The 10,087-nt window shown below is 32.2% G+C and carries 10 protein-coding genes; 4 read left to right on the forward strand and 6 right to left on the reverse strand.

Features of this window, described 5'->3' with window-relative positions; genetic code table 11:
• Positions 1-30: 30 nt before the first annotated feature.
• Both G7034_RS02760 and hutI read right to left on the reverse strand, forming a co-directional pair.
• Positions 31-1,017, reverse strand: coding sequence for a formimidoylglutamase (locus G7034_RS02760; RefSeq protein WP_166399432.1), 987 nt, complete (start codon positions 1,015-1,017; stop codon positions 31-33).
• A 3-nt stretch (positions 1,018-1,020) separates the two neighbouring features.
• Positions 1,021-2,262, reverse strand: coding sequence for an imidazolonepropionase (hutI, locus tag G7034_RS02765; RefSeq protein ID WP_166399433.1), 1,242 nt, complete (start codon positions 2,260-2,262; stop codon positions 1,021-1,023).
• Positions 2,263-2,650: 388 nt separating this feature from the next.
• Between hutI and radC the strand changes: the two genes are divergently transcribed.
• The 4 genes from radC to G7034_RS02785 all read left to right on the forward strand — a co-directional run bounded on the left by radC (position 2,651) and on the right by G7034_RS02785 (position 6,307).
• Entirely contained in the window at positions 2,651-3,352 is a 702-nt protein-coding gene (gene radC, locus G7034_RS02770; protein WP_166399434.1) for a RadC family protein, read from the forward strand.
• 130 nt (positions 3,353-3,482) lie between these two features.
• Positions 3,483-4,778, forward strand: a complete 1,296-nt coding sequence (locus G7034_RS02775) for a DUF7033 domain-containing protein (RefSeq protein ID WP_166399435.1) — start codon at positions 3,483-3,485, stop codon at positions 4,776-4,778.
• Complete coding sequence (locus tag G7034_RS02780) at positions 4,765-5,445, forward strand: YjjG family noncanonical pyrimidine nucleotidase (protein ID WP_166399436.1); 681 nt, start codon at positions 4,765-4,767, stop codon at positions 5,443-5,445. The genes G7034_RS02775 and G7034_RS02780 overlap by 14 nt, the downstream gene beginning before the upstream one ends.
• A 76-nt stretch (positions 5,446-5,521) precedes the next feature.
• Entirely contained in the window at positions 5,522-6,307 is a 786-nt protein-coding gene (locus tag G7034_RS02785) for a hypothetical protein (RefSeq protein WP_166399437.1), read from the forward strand.
• 41 nt (positions 6,308-6,348) lie between these two features.
• Here the strand turns inward: G7034_RS02785 and G7034_RS02790 are convergent, their stop codons facing one another.
• The 4 genes from G7034_RS02790 to G7034_RS02805 all read right to left on the reverse strand — a co-directional run.
• Positions 6,349-7,113 (reverse strand): DUF4369 domain-containing protein, encoded by a 765-nt coding sequence (locus G7034_RS02790; protein ID WP_166399438.1) that lies wholly within the window; start codon positions 7,111-7,113, stop codon positions 6,349-6,351.
• Positions 7,114-7,123: 10 nt separating this feature from the next.
• Positions 7,124-8,389, reverse strand: coding sequence for a DUF819 family protein (locus tag G7034_RS02795; RefSeq protein WP_166399439.1), 1,266 nt, complete (start codon positions 8,387-8,389; stop codon positions 7,124-7,126).
• A 40-nt stretch (positions 8,390-8,429) separates the two neighbouring features.
• On the reverse strand, positions 8,430-9,248 hold the full coding sequence (locus G7034_RS02800; protein WP_166399440.1) for an HAD family hydrolase: 819 nt from the start codon (positions 9,246-9,248) through the stop codon (positions 8,430-8,432).
• 590 nt (positions 9,249-9,838) lie between these two features.
• Positions 9,839-10,087: T9SS type B sorting domain-containing protein (locus tag G7034_RS02805; protein WP_166399441.1), on the reverse strand; the 249-nt coding region annotated here is incomplete at its 5' end.

Here is a 10,087-nt window from a genome sequence, read left to right on the forward strand (position 1 = left end):
AAAAAAAATAGGAAAATTAACTTCATAGCATCAACTGTCTCTTCTTAAAAAATCTGAGACTAGATAGCTTAAAGCTTTTCCAAGTTGAGGATTGTTTGTTGCGTCTGCTTCACAAATGTGCAAATACTTTACGGTTTCTTTTCTTACTAGTTTTAAAAAGCTCCTCATTTCACCTAAACTAAAGCCTGATGGTGTTTTAGCTGAAGAATTAAAATTAGCAATTGCATCACAATCAATTTCTAAACCAAAGTCATTTTTTACAAAATTAACTCCCGATTTTAATTTCACTAACATATCTATACTAGATAAGTGAACTAAGTCCTCGTAAAGCTGAAAATCAATATTTTTTTTGTTTTCAATTTCATCTAAAATGTATTGTGGAGTATAGTTTTTGTGAATACCAAACATAAAGTAGTAGTTCAAATAGCCTTTTTCTATAGCGTAGCTAAATCCATTACCGGAATGCCTATAATTAGTTGTTCTTAAGTCGGTGTGTGCATCAATATTAATAACATTAATCATTTTTTCAGTCGCTAAGAAGCAACCTTGAATTAGTCCTAAAGCATTATTATGCCCACCACCAATAGCTAAAGGAAAATGACCTTCTTCTTTAATTTTTTTAACCACTTCAGTAACTTTAAGGTCAATTTCTTCAACCCATTTTCCTAATTGCAAAAAACCTTCGGGTTCATGTAAAGCTAAGTTTTCAGCCTTATTTTGTTGTTCACTACAATCAATATATCCTAGAATGGCAATTTTTGTTTGGTTGTTATAGTCATTAAATTGAATATTTAAAAAGGCTTTTAAAAATTCATTCCAGGTCTTTTTTGCCCCAGGCACACCATAGTTTCCTCTAATTCCTACGTCTTCTGGAATACCAAATAAAATATGGTAATCTTCAAGTTCTTCTAATTCATCAAGATGCTGAATGATTTTTATTTTTTGACCTAGCTTTACTTCACCAGATCGGTACTTTACAAGATTGTCTATATCTTCTTTTGAATAATAATGAATCATAGTTTAGGGGTTGATTTGTGGTTCTCCTTGAATATATACTTCTTCTATATGATTATTACCAAAGGAATAAGGCAAAAACGAATACGAAGGAATTTCCTGTGTAAGAATTAAATTAGCTAATTTTCCTTTAGTTATGCTGCCCACTTTATGCTCTAATTCAATAGCATAGGCGGCATTTATTGTTGCTGCATTAATAGCTTCTTCTGGTGTCATATTCATTTTGATACACGCCAAAGATACAATTAAGTTCATGTTTCCGTTTGGGGTACTTCCTGGATTATAATCTGTAGCTAAAACCAAAGGAAGTTGAGCTTCCAAAATTTTTCTTGCTGGAGTGTAAGGAATACTTAAAAAAAGTGAGCAAGAAGGTAGGGCTACAGGAATAGTGTTACTTTTTTGTAAATCTTTTAAATCTTTTTCAGTTAAAACCTCAAGGTGATCTACACTTAAAGCTTGGTTTTGTACAGCTTTTTCTATCCCACCGATAGAGTTAAACTGATTAACGTGAATTTTCGATTTTAAACCATACTTTTTACCAGCTTGCATAATTAACTCGGTATCGTTTAAATCAAAATAGCCTTGCTCACAAAAAATGTCAATGTATTCAGCAAGATTTTGTTCGGCTACTTTAGGAAGCATGTCATTGATAATGTGTTGAATATAAGCAGATTTATCTCCTTTATATGCTAAGGGAACGGCATGCGCACCCAAAAATGTTTTTTTGATAGGAAGTTTATATTTATTGCCTAACTTTTTAGCAACTTTGAGCATTTTCAATTCGGCTTCAATGGTAAGACCGTAACCTGATTTTATTTCAATGGCTCCAGTTCCCATTTTAATAACTTCTTGAAGTCGCTTTTCACTTTGTTTAAAAAGCTCTTCTTCAGTAGTTTCTTGAAGTTTTTTAGCAGAATTTAAAATACCACCACCACGCTTGGCAATTTCTTCGTAGCTCAGTCCATTTATTCGATCTACAAACTCGTTTTCTCTATTGCCAGCATAAATTAGATGTGTGTGCGAGTCAATCCAAGTTGGAAGAATTATTTTTCCTTTGGCATCAACTTTTTTAAGCTTAAGATGCAAAGGGCAAGAGCTCATTTCTCCAAAATCAGCAATCTTTCCATTTTCAACTAATAACCACGCATTTTCAATACAGGGTAAGACTTTCATCTCACTGCCCTTAAGTAGCTTGTTTTCAGATCTTACTTGTAAAAGTGATTGAATATTATAAAAAAGTAAATTCATTGTTAAGTTTTACTATGAGCTTATAGTTCAAATCTACATTTTTTTTAGAAAACGCATAAGGAAATAATAAAACTATTTAATTGAATGCATCGGGATATTGAAAATCATTGAGAATAATTCCTCAGCTTCACTAACAAGAATTAGTCTCAACTTGATAAAGCTTTTATTTAGAATCAGAATTTGTCTCTTCAATATTCTTCAAAATTTAGCTAATTGTATTCTTATTTTGCTTGAACTAAAAACAGGTTTATATGCTTTCGGGTGAGATGTTAAATCTGTTTTTTAATCACTTTTTGCATTTCGCTTCAATGATTTATTTCTTTTAATTAGGGCACTTTACAGAGTTTTAAAAAATATTTTTTCTTATTTTAGTGTCAAATTTCATCCCATGGAAAAATCAAAAGAAAAGTTTAGCATTAAACAATGGTCAGAAAATGATAGACCTAGAGAAAAACTTCTTAATAAAGGAAGAAATTCTTTGAGTGACGGAGAGTTATTAGCTATTTTGATTGGTTCTGGAAACAGAAAGGAAAGTGCAGTTGATTTGTGTAAGCGAATTTTAAACGAGCATAACAACAAACTTTCCGAAATCTCTAAATTAAATGTAGAGCAGCTTCAAAATTATGTAGGTATAGGCGAAGCTAAAGCAATTAGTATTATTGCTGCCTTAGAAATTGGTAAAAGAAGACGTTTAGAAGAAGCGCTTAGCCTTGATAAAATTAAGTCGAGTAGAGATGTTTTTGAATTAATGCATCCAGTTTTAGGTGATTTAGGCCATGAAGAATTTTGGATTTTATTACTCAATAATTCAAATAAGGTGATGGGAAAACATTCCTTAAGTAAGGGCGGAATTACTGGAACAGTAGTAGATGCAAGGTTGGTTTTTAAAAAAGCAATAGAAAAAGCTGCAGTAGCTTTAATTCTTGTTCATAATCACCCTTCAGGAGCATTATATCCTTCTAATGCAGACATTAACCTCACTAAATCGCTTAAAGCTGCAGGAGAAATTCTTCAAATAAAAATATTAGACCACCTAATAATCACTCAGCAGAGTTATTACTCATTTGCAGATGAAGGCAATGTAATTTAAAATAAAATTAATAGTTACTTATTAAACCTTGTTTAAAACTCATTGATCAATTTTTATAAGTTTGTATTTTTTAGTTAAAGCCTAAGTTAAACAATGGTATTTTTGTAATTTTACCAATTATTTATTGGATATGCCCATTAATCAAATCTTAGTTTTTACCCCTCAACTTAATAGTAGAATTCAATATACTTTTGATCATTTACTTCATCAAGTTTTGGGTTTTGAGCTTCAATATACCTACAAAATAGAAGAATTTGTTGCTTATGATGGTCCTAAGTTTTCTTACGGAAAAAATCCTTTAGGAGGCGAATTGTTTGTAGAAGAATTTGGACTTCTAAATGAGCATGGTTTTGAAGATATAGATATTAATGTTTCAGATTGGGGAGGTTTACCTTGCTTTTTTCGAGTTTCTGAACAAAGTGAAGTAGAATTTGATTTCTTTTCTGCAACTTTTTATTTAATTTCAAGGTATGAGGAATATCAACCTTATGTAAAAGATGATGATGAAGGTTTTCCTATTGAAGAAAGCTTAGCCTTTAAAAATGGTTTTTTACACTTGCCTCTAGTCGATTTATACGCGCATAAATTTTTTAAAATTCTGAAAAATAAATTTGAAGTTTTAAAATTGCCTAAAAAACTTTCTAAAACAAATATTATATTTGCTGTTGAAAGCGCTTTTGCTTACCAGGAGAAGAGTTTTTTCAGACAAGTTGGCGGAGCTTTTTATGACTTGTATCATTTAAATGTGAATAAACTTTGGGAAAGAATTCAAGTTAACTTTAAATTTAAAAAAGACCCTTATAATGTATTTGAAGAGCTGAGAAAGTTAAAAAACAAGAGCGAATATAAATTTATATTTTTATTTCAATTGAGTGATTTTTCTGTTAAAAATCGAAATATTAATCATAACAAAAGAACTTATCAACACCTAATTAAATCAGTTGGTGATCATTTTACAACGGGTATGCTAATTGGTTATGATGCACTAAAACAAGCAGCGATTTTAATAGAAGAAAAAAAACGCTGGGAAGGTATAGCCAAAGTAGATTTAAAGGTTACAGGAAATAAAAAATACAGTCTAAATTTTCCTGACGCCTATATTAACTTAGGAAAAATGGGAGTAAAATCAGATTATTCTTTAGGCTACCCTAAGCATATTGGTTTTCGAGCTAGCACTAGTACCGCATTTAAGTTTTATGATCTTGATTTAGAGCAAGCAACTCCATTAACCATTCACCCTTGTGTTTTTAATTCTGAGATATTACAGCATCAAGAACTTGAACAAGTAAAACATCAATTATACATGTTGAGAAAAAGTAGTAAAAAAGTAAGAGGAGAATTTAATTTATTAATGGAAAATTCAGATTACACTTCTGCTAGCATAAAAAAATTACTAAAAGGCATTTTAAAAAATGAAGAAAAATAATATAACCGATGTGTTTTTTGATTTAGACCATACCTTGTGGGACTTTGAAAAAAACTCTAGACTAACCTTTCAAGATATATTTGAGGACTTAAAGTTAACATCAATCTTTGAAACATTCATGCAAGCTTATGTGCCTACTAATTTCAAATATTGGAAACTTTTCAGAAATGAGTTAATTTCTAAAGAAGACTTAAGGTATCATCGTCTAAAAGAAAGTTTTGATTTAGTCAATTACAAAGTTTCAGATGAATTGATTCACTCAATAGCCATAGCTTACATAAAACATTTGTCTAATCAAACTCATTTGTTTGCAGGGGCAACAGAATTGCTTGAGTTTTTAAAAAGAGATTATAAATTACACATTATAACCAACGGATTTGATGAAGTTCAATACAAAAAATTAGATCGCTCGGGTTTGAGTCCTTATTTTTCAACAGTTACAACCTCTGAAGATGTAAATTTGAAAAAACCAAACCCCAAAGTATTCATGCATGCGCTTGAAAAAGCTAATACGCTAGCAAATAATTCAGTAATGATAGGAGACAATTTAGAAGCTGATATTGAAGGAGCTTCTAAGGTTGGAATGCATGCTATTTATTTTGGAAATGAAAACTATGACGGATTTAAAACCAATAATCTAATTGATATAAAGAAGTTTTTTGAATGATTCTTATAAGGCTTTAATTTCTATCGATTTTTCTTAATTGACTTATTTTTACTTAGATTTGTCTAAAATAATTTCCATGAAAAAAACACTTTTTTTTATTGCTACTTTAAGCTTATTATTTATACAAAATACCGAAGCTCAAGGTTCAGTTTTAGATGATTATTCGCACCTTGTTGTTCCTATTCGTTATGAATTTCAAGACTCAGACAATCAATTTCAACTCAACTCTTTAATCAGGCATACATTTAAAGAAGAGGGTTTTGAAACTTTTATGTCTGAAGAAAAATTGCCGATAACTTATTTTGAAAATCCTTGTGATGGTTTAGCAGTAGAATTAATTAGAGAGCGAAATATAATCAGAACAATGATTATTATTCAGCTTAAAGATTGCAGAAGAAAAGTAGTTTTTCAATCAAAGGCCGGAACCTCCAGAGAAAAAGACACAAGAGCAGCCCTACATGAAGCCTTTAAAGAAGCTTTTTTAAGTATAGAAGATGAAGCGCTTAAGAGTATGTTTGATAAACGGGAACGCCCTAAAAGAGAGATGGCTCCAAAAAAAATGAGTAGGGAAGAACAAAAAGCTCAATTTGTAGAAGTCATTAAAGCACAAAGTGACCATTACCGCTATGCAGGCACTACTTACCTGATTTTTAAGCGTGATCAAAACTTTGAGGTTTATGACAAAACTGGGCTAAATAAAATTGCAGACATTAAAAAAGCAGATGGAAAAACTTTTCTCTATCATGCTGACGAAATAAATGGGGTTGCCAATTTTGATGAAGATGGCAATTTAATTGTTCAGTATATGGATGAAGTACTAAATGACGTAGAAACATTTACCTACAAAAAAATCACTCAATAAATTTAAGAGGCTAATTTTTTATTCAGCCTCTTAAAACTAGATTAAGTTGAAGTAGGCTGTTGAATAGAATCTTGTTCTATTGTTTCTTTTGTAGCATTTTCTTGTTGTTGTTTTCTATATTCAATTAATTCTTTTAATTCAATACCGTACTTACTGCGCTTAATATTTTGATCTAAACTAGTATAAACGGTATCTAAGTATTTGATATTTAAATTAGTACCTTCAGAAAGTAGAGTAAACGGAGCTAACTCTAAGTCTTTGTTTTTTAAAGCGAAATTAACTAGATACAAATACCTTCTTCTTTCCATACCTCTTTTTTTCTTTTCGAAGTCATCAAGATTTTTGTTTTGACTTTTTAATTTAAATTCCTCTTCTACCAATTCTAAATCTTGGTTATTAAAACCTTTAATGATGCTTCTTAATTCCTCAAGTTTTTCCTGATTTCTTGATGTTGAACTAATTTTAGCTTTTGTAAAGTCAGTTACTTTTGCTTCTATATTATAAGTGCCTTCTTCAGCAAAAAAGCTAATCGATTCTATATAATCATCATTATTGTGCTTCTTAAGTACTAACAACATAAGTTCAGGTTCTTCAAGTTGAGCTTTTAGTTTAAAGTTTTCATGTTTGCCTTCAAATTTAGCTGAATCAAGATTAACTAAGCTACTATCTCTTACTGCTTGAAGGTATATTTTACCTAATTTAAGATCGCTAATTCGCCCTTCAATATGCAGGTTATAGCTAGTCTTGTTCTCACTACAGGCTAGAAGGCTTAGTGTTACAATTGAAATAAAAAGTAATTTTTTCATACGTATATAATTAAAATTTAGAGGCAATTTCCATAAGCATAGTACAAGCTAAAGCAGCATAAGTCCCAACAACATACCCAAAAACAGCTAAAAGCACCCCTACACTAGTTAATGAAGGGTGAAAAGCAGCTGCCACTACGGGAGCAGATGCTGCTCCACCAACATTTGCCTGACTTCCAACTGCCAAGAAGAAATAAGGCGCTTTTATTAACTTAGCAACTAGAATTAAAAGCCCTGCGTGAATGCTCATCCATACTAATCCAATAGCTAATAGTCCAGGATTTTCAAAAATTGTAGCTAAATCCATTTTCATTCCAATAGTAGCAACAAGGAAATAGATAAAAATACTTCCAATCTTGCTCGCTCCTGCACCTTCATAAGTCTTTGCTTTAGTAAACGATAAACCTACACCAATTAAAGTAGTAATACTCACCATCCAAAAGAACTGAGAAGCAAATGAAGATAAAGCCGATTTTTTATTGTTAAAAACTTCGAAACTAGAAGTTAGAAAGCTAGAAATTTCGTCTGCTGAAAAATGGGCAATTCCAACAGCGGTAAAGGCAAACCCTAGCATAATCATATAATCTGCTAAGTTAGGAATTTTGCTTACACTTTTTGTATAGTTCGAAACTCTCTCTTTCAAATCATCAATAGCAGAATTGTCTGCTTTTAACCACGAATCAATAGCATTTTTCTTACCAATACCAATCAAAATCACTGCCATCCAAATATTAGCAACAACGATGTCAACTAATACCATTCCACCATATTTTTCTGGGTTGTATTCAAAAATTTCAAGCATAGCAGCTTGGTTTGCACCGCCTCCTATCCAACTGCCCGCAAGTGTAGCAAGTCCTCTCCAAACGGCATCCGGTCCTACACCTCCTACAGTTTCAGGTGAAACGATAGCGATTAATAGAATTGCTATTGGACCACCAATTACAATGCCAACTGTGCCCGTGAAAAACATGATTAAAGCTTTATATCCTAGGTTTGCAATGGCTTTCAAATCAATACTTAAAGTAAGTAAAACTAAGGAAGCTGGAAGCAAATACCTACTAGCCACATAATATAAATTTGATTCTTTGTCACTAATAATATTTAGTGAATTAAAAACAGCGGGTACCAAGTAACACATTAATAATGCTGGTACTACTTTATAAAACTTACTCCAAAAACCAGTTTTGATAGAAGAGGTATAGAATATGATAGCTAATGAAACTGAAAGAATTCCTAATACTATTGCATCATTAGTAAACATGGGTGCATAAATCATAAAACGCAAATTTGTGTAAAAATAGAAAATTAGCTGATTTCTACAAGTGTTTTAAAAATTCACTTCTTAAATACTTCGCAACCCCATCTTCTTTAGCTGCAGATGTAATTGCTTTAGCTACAGCTTTTACTTCTTCTTTCGCATTTTTAACAGCAATTCCCATTCCCACATTTTTGAGCATTTCTATGTCGTTGAAATTGTCGCCAAAGGCCATTACTTGACTTCTGTCTAAGAGATATTTTTCTTTTAAGAGCAGGTCTATAGCAGTAAGTTTTGATATTTCTTTTGGGGCAATTTCAATATAGGTTGGTTTTGAACGATACAAGTGAAGCTCATTTCCAAACGCATGATTTAGGTATTCAAAAAGTTGGTTAATAGCCCTTTCTTCTCCCATACACATTAGTTTATTTGCACCAAATTTTGTTTTTTTCCATTTTTTAAGCACTTTATTATTGCCTAGTATTTGTGGCTTTACCTTCGTGTTATTCTGCTCCCTTTCTGCCCAATAATCCATACTCGGAACATACCAATCATCTCGTTGATATAGGCTTAAATGGACTTTAGAATTTTCTTGATTAAACTCTATTATTTTTTCAAGGTGACTTAAAGTTATTTCCGTAGAACTCAGAATTCGATTTTGATCTATTATGAGTCCTCCATTATAAGCTATAAGAGGTTGGTCTTCAATAGCAAGTTGTGTTTGTAAATGACGCATAGCTGCTGGCATTCTAGAGGATATCAAAATAAAATTATACAACGAATTTAAAGCTTTTACCGTGTTGATAGTAGAAGCAGATAACTCGCGATTTTTATTAAGTAAAGTTCCGTCTATATCAGAACAAATTAACTGAAAGCTCATAATTGTTTGTTTAGGTCGCAAATTTAGACCAATTAGAACATAAAGTATCTATAAATTATTAAAATTACTTTTTCTTAATTAAAAATTTGTACTTCGATTGTACTCAGCAGAACTATCGAGACCTCACTTCGATACAATTTCAACTCCACTCTCGTTTGTTGAAATCACTCAGTGACCTCACTTCGATACAATTTCCTTTCCCTTACTGGTCAAGAATAAAACTCGACCTGACATAAGGTTCTCATTGCGGGGAGATACCGCACTTCCCCTTTACCTTTTTGACATTCCGCACGAGCGATAACGAGATGCGGAATCTTATGGATTGGAATTCTGAACATGTCTTTGGTTAGGTAGTTTATTTGTGTTTTCATTACGTGGAGATTCCGGATAAATTTCTTAGGAAATTTTCCGGAATGACAGATTAATGAGGCTGTTAGTAAATTTTCTGGAATGACAGGTTAATAGGGTTTTGTCACACCGAGGGACGAGGTGCCGCATCCTGCTAATCACGTTCTGCTTTTTAAGTCCCCCCTTCGGGGGTTAGGGGGCTTAGTTCCCTCCCCTTTGGGGAGGGCTAGGGAGGGGCTTTTCTACCTCTTCAACGTAAAATTAGACTTAAACGTTTTTCTAGCGCCTGTTCTGGGGTCGGTGTATTCTACTTTGAACCAGTAATCATTACTAGGCATGGGTTTGCCGTTATAAGTGCCGTCCCAGCCTTCACTACTCGGACTTAATTGCTTGAGAAGTTTCCCATAACGATCGAAGATGTAAATCTTAGCATTACTTTGATTAGCTAATCCAATGATATTCCAAGAATCATTAAATCCATCTTCATTTGG

This window comes from Psychroflexus maritimus (assembly GCF_011089875.1).
Taxonomy (GTDB): domain Bacteria; phylum Bacteroidota; class Bacteroidia; order Flavobacteriales; family Flavobacteriaceae; genus Psychroflexus; species Psychroflexus maritimus.

Coding starts and splice junctions, on each gene's coding strand:
- G7034_RS02760 (WP_166399432.1), bottom strand. CDS start 1,017: ATGATTCATTATTATTCAAAAGAAGATATAGACAATCTTGTAAAGTAC.
- hutI (WP_166399433.1), bottom strand. CDS start 2,262: ATGAATTTACTTTTTTATAATATTCAATCACTTTTACAAGTAAGATCT.
- radC (WP_166399434.1), top strand. CDS start 2,651: ATGGAAAAATCAAAAGAAAAGTTTAGCATTAAACAATGGTCAGAAAAT.
- G7034_RS02775 (WP_166399435.1), top strand. CDS start 3,483: ATGCCCATTAATCAAATCTTAGTTTTTACCCCTCAACTTAATAGTAGA.
- G7034_RS02780 (WP_166399436.1), top strand. CDS start 4,765: ATGAAGAAAAATAATATAACCGATGTGTTTTTTGATTTAGACCATACC.
- G7034_RS02785 (WP_166399437.1), top strand. CDS start 5,522: ATGAAAAAAACACTTTTTTTTATTGCTACTTTAAGCTTATTATTTATA.
- G7034_RS02790 (WP_166399438.1), bottom strand. CDS start 7,113: ATGAAAAAATTACTTTTTATTTCAATTGTAACACTAAGCCTTCTAGCC.
- G7034_RS02795 (WP_166399439.1), bottom strand. CDS start 8,389: ATGATTTATGCACCCATGTTTACTAATGATGCAATAGTATTAGGAATT.
- G7034_RS02800 (WP_166399440.1), bottom strand. CDS start 9,248: ATGAGCTTTCAGTTAATTTGTTCTGATATAGACGGAACTTTACTTAAT.